Source organism: Aeromonas sp. SE22 (genome assembly GCF_038739755.1).
Classification (GTDB): Bacteria; Pseudomonadota; Gammaproteobacteria; order Enterobacterales; family Aeromonadaceae; genus Aeromonas; species Aeromonas jandaei.
Map to the genome: position 1 here is coordinate 276,017 of NZ_JBCGFD010000001.1, position 16,041 is coordinate 292,057.

General features: G+C 61.8%; 14 protein-coding genes. 8 read left to right on the forward strand and 6 right to left on the reverse strand.

The genetic code is table 11. From position 1 onward, the window contains the following. The first annotated feature begins 114 nt into the window (after positions 1–114). From truA to AAHA39_RS01225, 6 genes are all read left to right on the forward strand, one after another. Positions 115–924, forward strand: coding sequence for a tRNA pseudouridine(38-40) synthase TruA (gene truA, locus AAHA39_RS01200; protein ID WP_033115966.1), 810 nt, complete (start codon positions 115–117; stop codon positions 922–924). A gap of 119 nt (positions 925–1,043) precedes the next feature. Next, positions 1,044–1,907: an acetyl-CoA carboxylase, carboxyltransferase subunit beta gene (accD, locus tag AAHA39_RS01205; RefSeq protein WP_041209398.1), complete on the forward strand. Its 864-nt coding sequence runs from the start codon at positions 1,044–1,046 to the stop codon at positions 1,905–1,907. A gap of 2 nt (positions 1,908–1,909) precedes the next feature. Next, the gene (gene folC / locus AAHA39_RS01210; protein WP_320656462.1) at positions 1,910–3,169 is read left to right on the forward strand and encodes a bifunctional tetrahydrofolate synthase/dihydrofolate synthase; all 1,260 of its coding nucleotides are present in this window, start codon (positions 1,910–1,912) and stop codon (positions 3,167–3,169) included. 62 nt (positions 3,170–3,231) lie between these two features. After that, on the forward strand, positions 3,232–4,032 hold the full coding sequence (gene dedD, locus AAHA39_RS01215; RefSeq protein WP_320656461.1) for a cell division protein DedD: 801 nt from the start codon (positions 3,232–3,234) through the stop codon (positions 4,030–4,032). A gap of 157 nt (positions 4,033–4,189) precedes the next feature. Continuing rightward, the gene (locus AAHA39_RS01220) at positions 4,190–4,507 is read left to right on the forward strand and encodes a heavy metal-binding domain-containing protein (protein ID WP_041209401.1); all 318 of its coding nucleotides are present in this window, start codon (positions 4,190–4,192) and stop codon (positions 4,505–4,507) included. Between the two features lie 308 nt (positions 4,508–4,815). After that, a complete protein-coding gene (locus AAHA39_RS01225) occupies positions 4,816–5,418 on the forward strand; it encodes a hypothetical protein (RefSeq protein WP_320656460.1) in 603 nt (200 codons plus the stop codon). Between the two features lie 87 nt (positions 5,419–5,505). On the opposite strand, the gene cysG is transcribed toward AAHA39_RS01225, so the two are convergent. The 5 genes from cysG to AAHA39_RS01250 form a co-directional block, all read right to left on the reverse strand. Further along, a complete protein-coding gene (cysG, locus tag AAHA39_RS01230; protein WP_320656459.1) occupies positions 5,506–6,897 on the reverse strand; it encodes a siroheme synthase CysG in 1,392 nt (463 codons plus the stop codon). A gap of 172 nt (positions 6,898–7,069) precedes the next feature. Beyond that, positions 7,070–8,080, reverse strand: a complete 1,011-nt coding sequence (asrC, locus tag AAHA39_RS01235) for a sulfite reductase subunit C (protein WP_320656458.1) — start codon at positions 8,078–8,080, stop codon at positions 7,070–7,072. A gap of 11 nt (positions 8,081–8,091) precedes the next feature. Continuing rightward, positions 8,092–8,931, reverse strand: coding sequence for an anaerobic sulfite reductase subunit AsrB (gene asrB / locus AAHA39_RS01240; protein WP_320656457.1), 840 nt, complete (start codon positions 8,929–8,931; stop codon positions 8,092–8,094). 1 nt (position 8,932) lies between these two features. Then, positions 8,933–9,991: an anaerobic sulfite reductase subunit AsrA gene (gene asrA / locus AAHA39_RS01245; protein WP_320656456.1), complete on the reverse strand. Its 1,059-nt coding sequence runs from the start codon at positions 9,989–9,991 to the stop codon at positions 8,933–8,935. 195 nt (positions 9,992–10,186) lie between these two features. Further along, positions 10,187–11,029: a patatin-like phospholipase family protein gene (locus tag AAHA39_RS01250; RefSeq protein WP_071911411.1), complete on the reverse strand. Its 843-nt coding sequence runs from the start codon at positions 11,027–11,029 to the stop codon at positions 10,187–10,189. Between the two features lie 272 nt (positions 11,030–11,301). Between AAHA39_RS01250 and AAHA39_RS01255 the strand changes: the two genes are divergently transcribed. Then, positions 11,302–12,318 (forward strand): S66 family peptidase, encoded by a 1,017-nt coding sequence (locus AAHA39_RS01255; protein WP_320656455.1) that lies wholly within the window; start codon positions 11,302–11,304, stop codon positions 12,316–12,318. A gap of 63 nt (positions 12,319–12,381) precedes the next feature. On the opposite strand, the gene AAHA39_RS01260 is transcribed toward AAHA39_RS01255, so the two are convergent. After that, entirely contained in the window at positions 12,382–14,637 is a 2,256-nt protein-coding gene (locus AAHA39_RS01260) for an LTA synthase family protein (protein WP_320656454.1), read from the reverse strand. 255 nt (positions 14,638–14,892) lie between these two features. Here AAHA39_RS01260 and AAHA39_RS01265 point away from each other — a divergent pair, with 255 nt between their 5' ends. Beyond that, entirely contained in the window at positions 14,893–15,978 is a 1,086-nt protein-coding gene (locus AAHA39_RS01265; RefSeq protein WP_320656453.1) for a hypothetical protein, read from the forward strand. Positions 15,979–16,041: the final 63 nt, after the last annotated feature.

Genomic DNA, 16,041 nt, shown 5'->3' on the forward strand with positions numbered 1-16,041 from the left:
CCCTTTTTACTTGTTGTCGTGGCTGGAGCTTGCGCGGATTTTGGGATTTTTGCCGCGAGATGCGTATAATCCGCCCCGTTTCTTTCACTGCTTTACCAAAAGACACCCTTATCCATGCGAATTGCCCTAGGTATTGAATATGACGGCAGCCGGTACTTCGGCTGGCAGCGTCAGCGAGAAGTGATCAGTGTGCAGGAGGAGCTGGAAAAGGCCCTCAGCCGGATCGCCAATCATCCGGTCTCCATCCAGTGCGCAGGACGCACCGATGCCGGTGTCCATGCCACCGGTCAGGTGATCCACTTCGATACCGATGCCAAGCGTGCCGAAGGGGCCTGGACTCTGGGTCTCAACTCCAACCTGCCGCCCGACATCGCCGTGCGTTGGGTCAAGGAGGTGGACGAGGAGTTCCACGCCCGTTTCAGCGCTACCGCCCGTCGCTACCGCTATGTCATCTACAACCACAACTACCGGCCAGCCATTCTCGGCAGCGGCGTCAGCCATTATCACGAGGCGATTGATGCCGAGCTGATGCATCAGGCCGGGCAGTGCCTGCTGGGTGAGCAGGATTTCAGCTCGTTCCGGGCCGTCGGTTGCCAGTCCAAGACGCCGTGGCGCAATGTGACGCACCTCTGCGTCAGCCGTCAGGGGCCCTATATCGTGCTCGATATCCGGGCCAACGCCTTTTTGCACCACATGGTGCGCAACATCACCGGCTCGCTGCTGCTGGTGGGGCAGGGGCTCAAACCGGTGGAGTGGGTAGCCGAGGTGCTGGCCGCCCGTGATCGCAATCTGGCCGGGCCAACTGCCAAAGCGGGTGGCCTCTATCTGGTCGATGTGGATTACCCGGCTGAACTGGCTCTGCCCCGGGTACCGCTTGGCCCGTTGTGGCTGCCGGACTCGGCACCGGGTACGACCAGTTTTTAGTAACTGCGCCCGAAAAATTGTGGTTTAATGACCCGTCATTTGTTGCCATCGAGCTATTAAGTCATTGAACAGACAAGGCTCGATGCGTTTTGTCAGGCACAAAAGCATTAAGGAATTCCATGAGCTGGCTTGAGAAGATTCTTCCCAAGAGCAAGATCACTGCCCCTCGTCGTCACAACATTCCGGAAGGGGTGTGGACCAAGTGCAGTGCTTGTGAACAGGTGCTCTACCGGGCAGAGTTGGAGCGCAATCTCGAAGTGTGCCCCAAGTGTGATCATCATATGCGCATCAGCGCTCGCGCCCGTCTCGAGAGTTTTCTCGACGAGCAGGGCCGCACCGAAGTCGGTGCCGAGCTGGAGCCTCATGATGTCTTGAAATTCAAGGATTCCAAGCGCTACAAGGATCGTTTGTCTGCCGCTCAGAAAGAGACGGGGGAGAAAGATGCGCTGGTGGTGATGAAAGGGACCCTCAAAGGGGTACCGGTTGTCGCCTGTTCGTTCGAGTTCTCCTTTATTGGTGGCTCCATGTCCTCCGTGGTCGGTGCCCGCTTCGTGCGCGCCGTTGAGGAGAGCATCAAGGAAGGTCGTGGTCTGGTCTGCTTCTCCGCCTCCGGTGGTGCCCGCATGCAGGAGGCGCTGTTCTCCCTGATGCAGATGGCCAAGACCAGTGCCGCACTGGATCGTCTGTCCAAAGCCGGTCTGCCCTATATCTCCGTGCTGACCGACCCCACCATGGGTGGCGTCTCCGCCAGTCTGGCCATGCTGGGCGACATCAACGTGGGCGAGCCCAAGGCGCTGATCGGTTTTGCCGGCCCGCGCGTTATCGAGCAGACCGTTCGCGAGAAGCTGCCGGAAGGGTTCCAGCGCTCCGAATTCCTGCTGGAGAAGGGCGCCATCGATCTCATCATCGACCGCCGCGAAATGCGTAACCGTCTGGCCAGCCTGCTCGCCAAACTGATGAATACTCACGTCATCGCAGAGTGAAGATGAGTTCAAACATGCATCAATCCCAAAGCCGGTCGCTTGTCGACTGGCTTTCTTATTTGGAGCAGATCCATCCGGTCTCTATCGATATGGGGCTGGAGCGGGTCGGCACGGTTGCCCGTCGCATGGGGCTCACCCGATTGCCGTTCAAGGTGATCACGGTGGCGGGTACCAACGGCAAGGGCTCCAGCTGCGCCATGGCGGCCAGCATTCTGATGGCCGCCGGCTACCAGGTTGGCGTCTACTCTTCGCCCCATCTGCTGCGCTTTACCGAGCGGGTGCGGGTCAACGGTCAGGAGCTGGCAGATAGCGATCACTGCGCCGCCTTTGCCGAAGTGGAAGCGGCGCGCGGCGAGATAGCGCTCACCTTCTTCGAGTTTGCGACCCTGGCCGGTTTGTGGCTCTTCTGCCGCGCCGCGCCCGATCTGCTGCTGCTGGAAGTGGGCTTGGGTGGTCGGCTCGATGCCACCAATGTGGTGGAGTCCGATGTCGCCATGATCACCTCAATCGCGCTCGATCACTGCGACTGGCTGGGGGATACCCGCGAGGCGGTAGCGGTGGAGAAAGCCGGGGTGTATCGCGCCGGCAAACCCGCCATCAGCGGCGAGCCCAATCCCCCTCTGACCATCGCGAGCGAGGCGGCGCGTATCGGCGCCAACCTGCGTCAGGTCGGTATCGATTTTCGTGGCGATGAGCACGAGAGCAGCTGGGATTACCACGGTCTTCACCAGTGGTGCGACCTGCCCAAACCGGCCCTGCCGCTGATGAATGCGGTCACCGTGCTGGCGGCGCTGGAATCCCTCGGCTTGCCGTTGCCGGAGTCTGCCATCCGCGACGGGCTGGCCAATGCCCGGCTGGCTGGCCGGATGCAGCAGCTGCAAAGTGCGCCGCTGGTTATCGTCGATGTGGCTCATAACCCCCATTCAGCCGCCTATCTGGCCGCCCAGCTGCGCAAGATGCCCTGTGCGGGTGTACGCCGCGCCGTGGTTGGCATGCTCAAGGACAAGGATATGGCGGGGTCGCTTGCCGAACTCGATGGCCTGATTGGCGAGTGGTATCTGGCCAGCCTGACCGGCCCGCGGGCGGCAAGTGCGGCCCAGTTGGCACAGGCGCTTGGCTCCGGACAGGGGCCGGCGACGACCTTTGACAGCGTCGAGGCTGCCTATCAGGCTGCCTTGGCCGTATCGAGTCCTGACGATATGGTCATTGTGTTTGGTTCGTTTTACACTGTCGCCGATGTGCTGGCGGGGTTCGCCAGCTAGCCAGCCCCTCTTTGTCGGGGGCATGCCATGAATTGGATCAAGTAAAGGAAGTAGGAGTCAACTTGGCCTCGAAGTTTCAAAACCGTCTGGTGGGCACCGTTATTTTGGTGGCCCTGGTCGTTATTTTCCTGCCGGACCTGCTGGATGGTCACAAGCTGGCGCAAAAGGAGGAGGCGTTTGCCAAAATTCCGCTGCGTCCCGATCTTGAGCCGGCCAAGCCCGCACTGCAGGTATCGGCGGCAAGCACGCTGCCGGCCGAGCATCTGGCCAGCCAGCAGCAAGCCTCGGCCGCCCAGCAGTGGCAGGTGGAAGAGGTCGCCGACCCCATGACCCTTGGCAATCAGGGGAGTGTAGCCCAGCAGGCCGGTGCGCAGGTTGCCCAGCAGCCGGTGCAACAAGCTGCGCCTGCCAAACCGCAACCCAAGCCGGAAGTGGTCGCCAAGGCGCCGGTTGAACAACCCAAGCCGGCACCAAAACCGGTTCCGACCAAGCCGGTCGAGGTAGCCAAGGCTCCGACTCCTGCGCCAGCCAAACAGCAGGCAGGCCAGATCAAGTCCCTCGATGACCTTATCGAGAGCAAGATGAGCCAGCCGACCACGCCTGCACCCGCTGCGGCACCGGCGCAGGGCAGCTGGATCCTCCAGCTCGGCGCGTTCAAGAACGTCGACAGTGTCAACGCTCTGGTGAGCAAGCTGCGTGCAGCCGGTTACTCGGCCCACACCTCGCCGCGCTCACCGGTGCAGGGGCAGATCAACCGGGTCTTTATCGGGCCGGATGTCTCCAAGGCCAAGCTGCAGGGGATCCAGGGACAGATCTCCCAGATGACGGGGCTGAGCGGCTCGGTCGTCGCTTACAATCCCTGATGGTCATTGCACTCGCATCACAACACCGCGCCCGTCGCGGTGTTGTTTTATCTGGTCGTCGCCATTTTTAAGCGCCGCGTCGCAAAGGCCACCACCCGGTTGGGATTTGCGGGGAGTTGGGTTAGTCTGAGCCCTCTGTCACCCATAGGAGTTCAAGATGATCCTCTCGACAACCCCCACTCTGGAAGGCAAGAGCATTCGTGAATACCGCGGCATCGTGGTGGGCGAAGCCATCCTTGGCGCCAATATTTTCAAGGATCTCTTTGCCGGGATCCGCGACATTATCGGCGGCCGCTCCGGCGCCTACGAAAAAGAGCTGGCCCGTGCCCGCGAGATTGCCTTTGATGAGCTCAAGGAGCGCGCCTCTGCGCTGGGGGCCAATGCGGTGGTCGGCATCGATATCGACTACGAGGTAGTGGGGCAGAACGGTAGTATGCTGATGGTCAGCATCAGCGGCACCGCCGTGGTGGTTTGAGATAGCAAGCTTTCCCCCGTGCGCTGAACCCGCGTGTTGAACTGGCAAGCCGATAACCGGGTTATCGGCTTTTTTTGTGCGCGACGCTTGAGAAGAGAGATGCCAGATAGTGGGGTGATGAAGATAGTGACGAAGTTAACCTGTTGATTTTAAATATTTATATTTTTTCATAATCGGTGGGCACGGGTTTTATTTTTTTTAACTGGGTCACCCTCATCGGCTGGACTAGAGTTGTTGCCATCAGGATGACATCTCATCATGGATGAACCCATTTTTCTTGAACCACCATTTCTTGAAGGCGTATCAGGATGCACAAAAAATCTGCTCTGTTGACTGTTATCACTCTGGCCATCGCTGCTTATGCTGGCAGCGCGGCGGCAACGGTACCGAACCTTACCGCTGACTGCCCGATGAACATCAAGGTCAAGTCGCAGGATGGCAACGTCTATATCAACGGCAAAAAGGCCACGCTGAAGACCAATGCGCCCAATGCCTACTCTGCCCAGAGCGGCAAAATCATGCTCGATATTACGTCTGACTCCGCTACCAGCGAGCCGAGTATTGCTTACAGCATCAAACACGATAACCGTGCCAACGGCATCTGCACCGTGCAATCCTGGTCGGCAGGCAAGGCCACCACACAGCCGATGGCCAAGGGGGATTCCCCCTATCAGGGCAAGTGGGTCGCCAAAAACAGCGGGACTGGCCAGACAGTGGCCGTCATCCGGGTGGATGGCAAGGAGCAGGTGTGGGTCAACGACGTCAAGGTCAAGGCCAAGCGTGCCGATGGGGCGCTGCAGATCCGGCAGGGGATGATCCTCTACACCCTGCAGGGCGACCCGCGGGTGCGCGGTGAAAGCGAGTGGCTGGACAGTGACGCAGGCTCGACTGGCCCTATCTCCTTCGAATAAATCCGTTTGCCAATTCCGATAAAAGCGACGCAGGCCATGGCCTGCGTCGCTTTTTTACTGGTCTACGGAAGGGGGCGCTCTGAGCGGTTACACCCCGGCCAGGGTATTGGCTTCGCCGTACCAGTCCAGTTTGTCAGCCAGAGTCACGACCGAACCGATGATGATCAGGCTCGGGCTCTCGACCTGAGTGGCCAGCTGCGCCAGCTGCTGAAGCTCGCCGCGCACCACCCGTTGCTGCAGGCGGGTGCCCTGTTCCACCAACGCTACCGGGGTGTGGCCGGGCAGGCCGTGAGTCTGCAGCTCGTCCTGAATGCGGCCGGCATGGGCCAGCCCCATGTAGAAGACCAGAGTCTGGCGGGGGGCGCCCAGCGCCGACCACTCCTGCGCGATATTGCCCTCCTTGTCGTGGCCGGTGATGAACTGCACCCGCTGGGCGTGATCGCGGTGGGTGAGGGGAATGCCGCTGTAAGCGGCGCAGCCCGATGCTGCCGTGATGCCCGGCACCACCGAGAAGGGGATGCCCGCCTCGGCCAGAGTCTCCAGCTCCTCGCCGCCCCGGCCAAAGATAAAGGGATCGCCCCCCTTGAGCCTGACCACCTGTTTGCCGAGGCGAGCCTGCTCCAGCAACAGCTGGTTGATCGCCTGCTGGGGCACGCAGTGGCGACCCGCCTCCTTGCCGACAAAGATCCGCTCGGCATCCCGGCGCACAAGTGCCAGCACCTCTTGCGACACCAGCCGGTCATAGACCACCACATCCGCCTGTTGCAGCTGTTGCAGACCGCTCAGGGTAAGCAGCCCCGCATCGCCGGGGCCGGCGCCCACCAGGGTGACGCTTCCCTTGCTCTGCGGTTGCTCATCGAGCAGCTCGGCAACACTTTGCTCGGCAGCCTGTTGTTGGCCGCGGGCCAGCTGGCATGCCAGTCGCTCATGGCTAAAGAGCCGCTCCCAGAAGCGGCGGCGAGCCAGCTTGTCCGGTATGGCCTTGACCCGCTCGCGCAGCTTGCCCGCCAGCACCGCGAGCTGGCCGAGGTGCTGCGGCAACATGGCTTCGAGCTTTTCCCGCAGCTGGCGGCTCAGCACCGGCGCCGAACCTGCGCTGGAGATGGCCACCATCAGCGGCGAGCGGTCGATGATGGCGGGCATGATGGCGCTGCAGTGGGCCGGAGAGTCAACCACGTTGCAGAAGATCTGGCGCTGATTCGCTTCGTTGAAAACCTGCTGATTGACCTCGGGCTGGTTGGTGGCGGCGATCACCAGCCATTTGCCATCGAGCAGCTCGGGGTGAAAGTCGGCGGCGCAGACGGTCAGCACTCCCTGCTCGGCCCAGCTCATCAGCTGGGGGTCGAGATGGGGGGCATTGATGGTCACCCGGGCTTTGGCATCGAGCAGCAGGCGCGCCTTGCGCACCGCGACTTCGCCACCACCGACGATAAGCACCGGCTTGTGTTGCAGCTGACAAAAGAGAGGGAGAAAGTCCATAACGGGCTCCGGATGCAGGTCCGGCAGCAGCGGGCTGCTCAGGACGAAAAGAGGAGAAGGCGTTGCAACGCAGTGAGAGGAAAAAGGGGGAAGCGTGATCCACGCCCGGGCCAACGACAGATCCCCACCGGTTGTCGGCCACTATGATCAGCTTCCCCAAACGAGGTTTTTCCTATTGCACCGCTTTGACATGCATGTTGGCGACGTACTGATCTTCGGCCCAGAAGATGCGGTCGGCGACCATGGCTTCCGGGTTGAGGGTGACGCCGCGCAGCACCCGCTCCTTGAACTTGTGATAACCGGCCCGATCGATAAGGTGACCCATGTGCAGGTAGATGGGTTTGCCATCCAGCATCTCGGCCTCGAACTCGAACAGGTTCTTGATCACCGCATGCAGCACCTCTTCGGTGACCCAGTTGAGAAACAGCTTGCCGGTACGGGGAGTCTTCTTGCTGGTGCGTCCCCCCAGCTTGACCATGTAGAGCTGCTTGGGATCCCGCTGCCAGGCGAGGGTCGGGCAGGCCAGCACGCATTCGCCACAGCCGATGCACTTGCTCTCCTCCTTGACCGCCTTGCCATGCCTGATGGCGAGGCAATCCACCGCGTGGTGGCTGCACGCCTTGACGCAGGCGCCGCAGCCGATGCAGCGCTCGGCATTGAAGTGGATCTTGGCGATGCCGAGGATGCCGAAGTCGGCCATGTTGGCCTTGGCGCAGTCGTTGGGGCAGCCGGCGATCACCATCTTGAGGTGATAGGGATTGGGGTAGAGGTGCTTCTCCATCCGCTGGGCCAGCCCGGTGCAGTCGATATTGCCCTTCTGGCAGATGGTGTTGCCCTGACAGGCGATGATGTTGCGTCCGCCGATGCTCTGGTAACCGGCGCGGGTGTCCTCTACCTCGATGCCGCAGGTCTCCACCTCAATCTCCCTGATAAAGGGCTCGAGGGCGGCATTGACCTTGTCCATGTCCTGATACTTGATGCCGGGCATCGCCAGCTTCTGGCGGGTGGTGAGGTGGATCAGGCCGTTGCCGTACTGTTCGGCAATCTGCTGGGCCACCGCCAGCAGGTGGGCGGGCATGATCCCGCCGGGAATGCGCACGCTGATCATCGCTTCGCCGCGCACCTTGGAGAGGCGGTATTCGTTCTTGGCGCGGGCCTTGATGATGTCGATATCGAGACTCATGGTGTTCTCCCTCAGTCGATCAGATGCTGGGCCTGGTCAAAACGAAAGACCGGTCCATCCACGCAGATATAGGTGTCGCCCATCCGGCAGTGGCCACACTTGCCCACAGCGCAAGCCATGCGGCGTTCGTAGTCGACCCAGATGCGCTCCTTGGGGATGCCACGCTCAAGCAGGGCGAGCACCACGAAGCGGATCATGACGGGAGGGCCGACCACGATGGCCTGGATATCCTCGCTATCCGAGAGATCCAGCTGGTCGATGTAGTCGGTGACCCGGCCGATGCGAAACTGCTCGCTCTCCTCACCCTCATCCAGGGTGACGATGAGATTCTGGCGCTTGGCCCAGAGCGGCATCTCGTGGCGATAGAGCACCGCCTGCTCGTTCTTGAAGCCGAGGATCATGTCGAGGGACTTCACCTGTTCCGGGTGTTTGCTGAAGCGACGCAGCAGCCCCTTGACCGGGGCGACGCCGGTGCCGCCCGCCACCACGATGAGGTGCTGGTTGCGATAGGCCTCCAGCGGGTAGCCGTTGCCGTGGACGCCGCGCATCCACACCTTGTCGCCCACATCGAGGGCAAACAGGGCATCGGTCACCTTGCCGACCTTGCGGATCAGCAGATCCACATAGCCATCGCCATAGTCGGAGACCGAGATGGGCGCCTCGCCGACAGTGGGCAGGGAGATCTCCACAAACTGGCCGTAGTGGACATCAAAGTCGCGGGATACCCGAAAGTTCCACTCCAGCTCGGTGTGACGCTCGATGGCCAGAATGGTGTAGGCCCTGGGCAGCAGGCGGTTTTCGACCACGTCCTGCTGTTGTTCTGCTGTTGCGGTTTGCTGGCACTGGCACATATCAGTTCGCCCCCTGCGCGTGGTCGGCTGCGATGGTCTGTTCGACCACATCGGTCATCTTGTTGATGATGTTGCTAAAGGAGATGTAGTGAGGGCAGCGATCGTCGCAGCGGCCGCAGCCGACGCACATGTGCTCCTCTCCCTGACGGGCCTTGTAGTCGTTGACCTTGTGCAGGGCGCGATAACGCAGGCGCTCGCCATGTTTGGCACGAAAACCGTGGCCACCGGCCATGTCGCTGAAGCCATCCACCATGCAGCTGGCCCACTGGCGACGGCGCTCGCCCTGCTTGGGGTTTTCCGCATAGGTGAGGTCGTGCACGCTGTAGCAGCTGCAGGTCGGGCAGGAGGTGGTGCAGCGGCCACAGCCGATGCAGCGGCTGTCGTACTCGGCCCAGACCGGATGGGCGGTGAGGATCTGGCGGATCCGCCGGGGGTCGTCACAGACACTGTCCGGGGTGCGCACCTTGACCGGGTTGCTCTGGACAAACTCCGGGGTGAAGTCATCGGATTCACCGAGCTCGGCAAAGTAGCCGAGCAGCTCGGGATCCTTGACCTCGATACGGGCCCCCTCATCGCTCAGACGAATGGCGGCGGCGTAGTCCCGGGTCTCGTTGCTGCCCATGGAGACGCAGAAGCAGTTCTCGAAGCTCTCGCGGCACTCCAGCAACACCAGTTTGAGCTTGCTGCGCAGTCTGGCGTAGTAGACGTCGCTGTTCTGGCCGTTCTTGAGATAGACCTGATCCAGCCGGCGCAGGGCGTGGATATCGCAGCTGCGCAAGAACAGCAGGGTGGGTTTGGCCTCCACCCTGGATTCGCGCAGCTCTAGATTGTCGAAGTGGAACAGGGTCTGGGTGATGGGGAGCACCACCTCTTTCGGGGAGAAGTGGGACTTCTCCTGCCACACCAGATCGGCCGGATGGCGGATGCTGTGGTAGGTGATGTTGTCGGTGTCGGAGAAGCGGCCACCCCGATATTCGGCCGCGGGCGCCATGATCCGGTAATCGGGTAGCAGCCGCTCGAACAGCTGCGCCAGCGCGGGCTGGGTGAGAAGAAACGACATAAATAAACACCTTGTCTTGGGGTGACATGCCTTGGCATTGCAAGGGGCGTGTCTGTCCCGGTATTGACTGGCCGGGAGAGCTAGACAGCTTTCCCGCGGTCCGGTTTATGACTCATCTTGTTCAACTGACCCGATGGTTATTGTGTTGGCGGCGCGAGCGTCGCGGCAGGTCGGGTCATGCCTGTAAAACCCTTGTCAATTGAGCAGGGCGGCCTGATAGCCAGCGCACTTGCCCATCACGTATCCCATCTCCAGCTTGTTGATATCGCGGGTAAAACGGGACACGGGGAAGTAGTCGGCCGGGGCGATCACCTCGATCTGGCAATCAGCGGGCGGATTGGCGATGAAATCGAGCGCCTCGTTGTAGCTGCGATCCCGCTGCTCCAGCGCCTGTGCCAGCGCGGGGTGAGTCTTGAGCAGGGTGCGGATCATCCAGGGGAAGGGCATCGGCTTGAGCCGGTAGCCCAACGGCTCGGAGAGGATCACCGTCATCTGGCGGGCGCCGCGGCGGTAGGCCTCGATCACCGGGATGGAGTCGGCGACGCCACCATCGGTCATCGGCACCCCGTGCACCTCGGGATATTCGCGGGAGGCGAGGGGAATGGCGCAGCTGGCGGGCAGCACCTCATCCATGTTCTCCGGCTTGACCCGGATGTACTCCGCCTTGCCGGTCAGGGCATTGGTCACCACCGCATAGAAGGGGATGCCGCTCTCCCGATAGCGATGGATATCGAGGGGGTATTTGCGGCAGCTGGTGTGCCAGAGCCAGTGGATATCCACCAGATTGCCACCCTTGGCAAAGCGCAGCGGGTCGAGAAACTCCGGGGTGCAGGCCAGCTCGGTCAGGATGTCGTGGCTGCGGCCATGCTGGCTGGCGAGATAGGCCAACAGGTTGGTCGCGCCAGCCGAGACGCCGATGGCGAAGTCAAAGGGGCGGTAGTCACGTTCGATAAACGCATCCAGCACGCCGCTGGCAAATATGCCGCGCATGGCGCCACCTTCAACAACCAGTGCAGTGGGGGATGCGGTTCTATTCATGACTGGGTCCTCATTGAAATCGGCGTCGCAAGAGCGTCGGTCGGCGGCAAGCTTCAGGCTTGCCCGGGCGACCATTTTGGCTGCCAGCCGGGGCTGGCTATCGCAATGAGGTCATTCTAGGAGCGCGGTTTTGTTTAGAATATCTGTTAATAATGAATCAAGCGTTTTGTATTTCTAAACGCTGGCGAGCCAACCGTTGTGCCAACAGGGGCGATCAGAGATAGTCAGAGCCTCTGATTTCACGGTTTGATGAGCCCCGGGAGGTGTGCCTGATGACGAGACTCCTTGCCCCGCCACTCCAGTGCGGCGACACCATCGCTTTTTTCTCCCCCTCCAGCGCCGCAACCGCCTGGGCGCCCACCCGTTTTGCCCGTGCAAGAGCCTTTCTCGAAGGGCATGGCTTCCGGCTCAAGGCGGGCTGCCTCACCGGTCAGCAGGATCACTGGCGCTCCGGCTCCATCGCCGCGCGGGCCGAGGAGCTCAACGCCCTTATCCGCGACCCCGAGGTGCGCTGCATCATGTCGGTGATTGGCGGCAGCAACTCCAACTCCCTGCTCCCTTATCTCGATTTTGCTGCGCTCAAGCGCGATCCCAAGATCATCGTCGGCTACTCCGATGTGACGGCGCTGCTGCTCGGCATCCATGCCCAGACTGGTTTGGTCACCTTTTATGGCCCGGCGCTGGTGGCCTCGTTCGGCGAGTTGCCACCGCTGGTGGACGAGACGCTGGCCAGTTTTTTACAGATTGTGCTGGCCGATGAGGCTAGCGTCCCCTGCATGCTGCCCACCCCGGCAAAGTGGAGCGATGAGCGGCTCGATTGGGAAAATCAGACCCGGGCCAAGCAGTTCCAGCCCAACCGGCTGATCTCGGTGGGGACAGGTCGGGTAGCGGGGCGGCTGATGGGCGGCAACCTCAATACCATGGCGGGGATCTGGGGTTCCCCCTATATGCCGGTCATCGAGCGTGGCGATATCCTGCTGCTGGAGGACAGCCTGAAATCTGCCGAGACGCTGGAGCGCTCCTTCGCCCATCTCAAGCTGTGCGGGGTGTTTGATAGGATCGGCGCCCTTATCCTCGGCAAGCACGAGCTGTTCAACGATCAGGGCAGTGGCAAGCGCCCCCTCGATATCCTGCTGGAGGTGGTGGGGGAGCCACACTTCCCCATTCTGGCGGAGTTTGACTGCGCCCATACCCACCCCATGCTGACGTTGCCGCTGGGTATCGAGGCTGAACTGGATCTCGACCGCCAGCAGCTCACCTTGCTGGACCCTTGGTGGCAGAGCGCCTGACGGTGTGCAGGAAGCAGACAAGGCCGCTGATGCGGCCTTGTTTGCTGTTGGGGGATGGGATTGTCAGGGCAGGGCATCGGCCCGGAAGCTGGCACGGATCTGCGGCACCAGTGGCGAGACGTCGAAACCCTTCTCCTCGCCCAGCACAGGATGGAGCAGGGGGCCGTCGCTGATGGGGGTGAGATTGCCGGTCAGCAGCTGGCGAGTGGCTTGCCCCATCTGATAGAGCTGGCGCACCGGCGCAAACTGGGTCGCCAGATTGAGGGGATCATCGGCGCGGGTGAAGGCCATCATGGGGATCCGGTAGGTGGCATCGCGCGCCGGTTTGTCGCCGTGAATGCCCTTGCCGGCGGACATCAAAAACGGCTGGTGATCGCCAAAGGCGATAACCAGATAGCGTTTGCCCGACTGATCGAGACTCTTGAGCAGCCGCTCCAGCGAGGCCATGGCATCCACTACCCCGGTGTAGTAGGTGTTGAGCAGCTGCCTGTCACTCTCGCTCTCGTTCGGACAGGCGCCGCTGCGCTCCTGTGCCTGATAGCGGGGGCCATCGAAGGGGCCGTGGCCCTGCATGGTGACCGCATAGGCAAAGAGCGGTTTGTCATCCTGTTCGCTGCGTTTGAGCAGGTGATCGACGAGGGCATCGTCCGAGATATAGAGCCCCTTGTGCTCGAGGGTGGAAAAACGGCTGTCGAACCAGCGCTCCTGATAGCCGAGCGCCGGGATCGCCTTGGCACGACCCCAGAATTTCTCCACATAGGGGTGGACGAACAGGGTCTGGTAGCCACTCTGGTTGGCGCTCTGGGCCAGTCCCGGCACCTGATCAGAAAGGTAGTAGTAGGGCACCACCCCCTGCTTGAGCAGCCCCACCGGCAGGCCGGTGTTCATCTCGAACTCCGCCAGCACCGTCATGCCGCCGGTGGTAGGGGAGTGGATGGTCTTGTGCCACTGCTGGATGGTGGCGGGCAGGTTCAGGGTGGGCGCGGGGGCGCAGAGCCGCCCCTGCCAGTCGAGCATCAGCGACTCATATTGCAGCACGATCACCAGATCCCAGCGCGGCACCGCCCCCTCTGGCGGTTGGCTCAGCTGGGGGGTGAATTCGTTGATCTGCAAGGGATAGCGAAACACGCTGCCCTGCTCCAGCATCTCGTCCACCAGATTGAACAGATAGAGGCCGGGGCCGGAGCGGATGATGTCCCTGTGGTAGTTGACCGCCCGATCCACGTAGCGCACGTTGGCCCCCAGCAGCTTGTTGCTGGTCTGGGTGGCAAAGACGCAAAGGGCAAAGAAGGCCACGGTGGCGGCGGCGGTGCGCAGGATCCAGCGGGAGAGGGCAAAGCGCCAGCAGAGGAAGAGCGCCATAGCGCCGCCAAGTAGCGGCACGACGGGGTGCTGATCCTGCAGGATCCGCAGCAGCGCCATCAGGTTGCCGAGATCATCGCCGCCGAGCGGCACGCCATAAATAGCGATCTTCATGAAGTTGGCCAGCAGCCCTATGCCGGAGAGGGCGGTAAAGACCAGTCCCATGTAGAGGTTGAACCCTGCCAGCGCACAGAGGCTCCACCCCAGCACCATGCTGCCCCAGGCGAGATAGTAGTGCTCCGGGCGAAAGCCTGACCAGAGCAGAAATTCCCCCAGTTTGAACACCACGAAGCCGTGCAGCAGCACGAAGGTGAGGTTGCCGAGCAGCAGGCTGCCGATGATGCGCCAGCGCAGACTGCGGCGCAGCCTTGGCAGCACCGCCTTCAGCACGGCGGCGCTCAGCGCCAGCACCAGCGTCAGGCTCACCATCAGGTAGGTGAGGTTGAAGCCCTGTTCCGGCAGGGTCTGCAGGATCTGGCTGAAGTCGCCGCTCTCGGGGCGATCCGCCAGCAGCAGGCCGATCCGCAGCTGGTAACGGCTGGCCAGCGCATCGTCGGGGGCGCGCAGCGTGCTGTTGAGATCCAGGGTGCAGCGGTGTTGGCGGCATACCTGACGCTTCTCCACCGGTTGGCTCAGCTCGTCGATCCGCTCCCCCTTGTCATTGAGCAGCTCGACTCGCACCTTGTCCCCCGGCTGGAGCGGCCCTCGCAGTAGCCACTGGCTGCGCACCACCAGGTAGAGGCCGCGGCTGTCGCTCTTGTAGAGCAGGGCGTGGCGGGTGAGGGTGGCCAGCGGGTTGTCGGCGGGCCCCAGCACCAGCGGTTGGGCTCGGCCCAGCCAGCTGCCGGGATTGATGAGGGGCAGCAGCAGGGTGACGATGAGCAGGCCACCGAGCAGGGTCAGCAGCAAGCGGGAGAGACTCAGGGCACGGCGACGGCCTGAGAAGGGGCGATTCATATCAGCTCATCCTTTGAGCAAGTGAGAGAGATGCAGATCATCTGCATACTATTTGACCCGATGGTGCGGGGCCGGTTCATGGATGTCAATTTAATGACCGCCTGATGAATTTTTGGTTGCACTCTGGCCCTGCATATTGTGATCCCGATCGAGAGGTTGTCCGGAATATGTGATGAAAGCGTCATCATGAACGTTTGCTGCTGGTCTGCGAGAGAGGTGCTGTTTAGTCTCTCAGTAGCGACAGGAGGTACATGTATGAATCCCAAGGTGATGGCACGGCAAGCCAGATTGCTGCGTATGCTCGAGAGCAAGGAGGAGATCCGGGTCGGGCGCGAACGTGACTGTCCGCTTCCCGTGGCGCAGCTGGTCAAACTCAAGGATTCCCATCCGTCGGTGATCAAGGTCTATCGTCACGGTCTTACCGCCGAGGTGTTTCATCTCAAGATCGATGGCCATCACTGGTGCCTGAAGCGGCGCCGCAACGATTCGCTGGTCGCCAACCTCGATGGCAAGACCGCTTTCCTCACCGAACTGGAGCGGCGGCGCGAAATCGAAGCGCTGCGCGAGTTGCATCCCACCGTACTCTCCCACGTGGTCTGTACCAGCTTTGGTTCGGCCCGTGCCGGCATTCTGGTCTCGCCCTGGCTGCGGGGCGTGCCGGTGCATCAGCTCAACGAGCGCAATCTGGCGCAGATGCTGGAAGTACAGGGGGAGCTGGCCCGCTGGGGCTGGTTCGACTGGGACCCTAGCCCGGGCAACCTGCTCGATGACGGCGAACATATCAGCGTGTTCGACTTTGGTTACATGTGGCCCTTTGATCCCCGCTTCGAATACAACTCCAACGGGCTGGTCGACCCGCAATTTCATGTGCCGGAGCGGCTGGAGACCCGCACCCTCTCCGGGCTCTGGCTCGATGAGGCCGATCCCTTGCCGCAGTTCCGCTACTGGCGCGAGCTCTGTCTGAAATGGGTGAAACGGGAGATCCACCACCTGATACGGGAAGGCGCCAGCGCACCCGTGCTGGCCCGGTTGCAGAGCCTGCAAGAGGAGTGGAGTGCCGCGCTGGCAAGCGACGAGGCGCTCGCCGCCAACTGGTGGCGAGATATGTATCGCAGCCACCGACTCGATGTGGCCGACGATCTCAGTGGCCGCAGCTGCAGCCCGCTCACCCTGCGTCGTCTCGACTGGCTGGAGCAGGCGGTGACCGACCACTACGAGCAGCTGGTCGACAATCTCTCCAGCGAAGAGCTGGGGCTGGGTCAGAGCGAACTGCTGGCCAGATTGCAGCGCCAGCGCCGCGAAGTGATGGCGTGCCAGTTGCCGGTGACCACCTGTGCCTGAGCCAACGCCTCAGCGAAACAGAAATGAAAAGGGCACCTTGCGGGTGCCCTTTTGCATGGTCGG

Coding starts and splice junctions, on each gene's coding strand:
- truA (WP_033115966.1), top strand. CDS start 115: ATGCGAATTGCCCTAGGTATTGAATATGACGGCAGCCGGTACTTCGGC.
- accD (WP_041209398.1), top strand. CDS start 1,044: ATGAGCTGGCTTGAGAAGATTCTTCCCAAGAGCAAGATCACTGCCCCT.
- folC (WP_320656462.1), top strand. CDS start 1,910: ATGAGTTCAAACATGCATCAATCCCAAAGCCGGTCGCTTGTCGACTGG.
- AAHA39_RS01220 (WP_041209401.1), top strand. CDS start 4,190: ATGATCCTCTCGACAACCCCCACTCTGGAAGGCAAGAGCATTCGTGAA.
- AAHA39_RS01225 (WP_320656460.1), top strand. CDS start 4,816: ATGCACAAAAAATCTGCTCTGTTGACTGTTATCACTCTGGCCATCGCT.
- cysG (WP_320656459.1), bottom strand. CDS start 6,897: ATGGACTTTCTCCCTCTCTTTTGTCAGCTGCAACACAAGCCGGTGCTT.
- asrC (WP_320656458.1), bottom strand. CDS start 8,080: ATGAGTCTCGATATCGACATCATCAAGGCCCGCGCCAAGAACGAATAC.
- asrB (WP_320656457.1), bottom strand. CDS start 8,931: ATGTGCCAGTGCCAGCAAACCGCAACAGCAGAACAACAGCAGGACGTG.
- asrA (WP_320656456.1), bottom strand. CDS start 9,991: ATGTCGTTTCTTCTCACCCAGCCCGCGCTGGCGCAGCTGTTCGAGCGG.
- AAHA39_RS01250 (WP_071911411.1), bottom strand. CDS start 11,029: ATGAATAGAACCGCATCCCCCACTGCACTGGTTGTTGAAGGTGGCGCC.
- AAHA39_RS01255 (WP_320656455.1), top strand. CDS start 11,302: ATGACGAGACTCCTTGCCCCGCCACTCCAGTGCGGCGACACCATCGCT.
- AAHA39_RS01260 (WP_320656454.1), bottom strand. CDS start 14,637: ATGAATCGCCCCTTCTCAGGCCGTCGCCGTGCCCTGAGTCTCTCCCGC.
- AAHA39_RS01265 (WP_320656453.1), top strand. CDS start 14,893: ATGAATCCCAAGGTGATGGCACGGCAAGCCAGATTGCTGCGTATGCTC.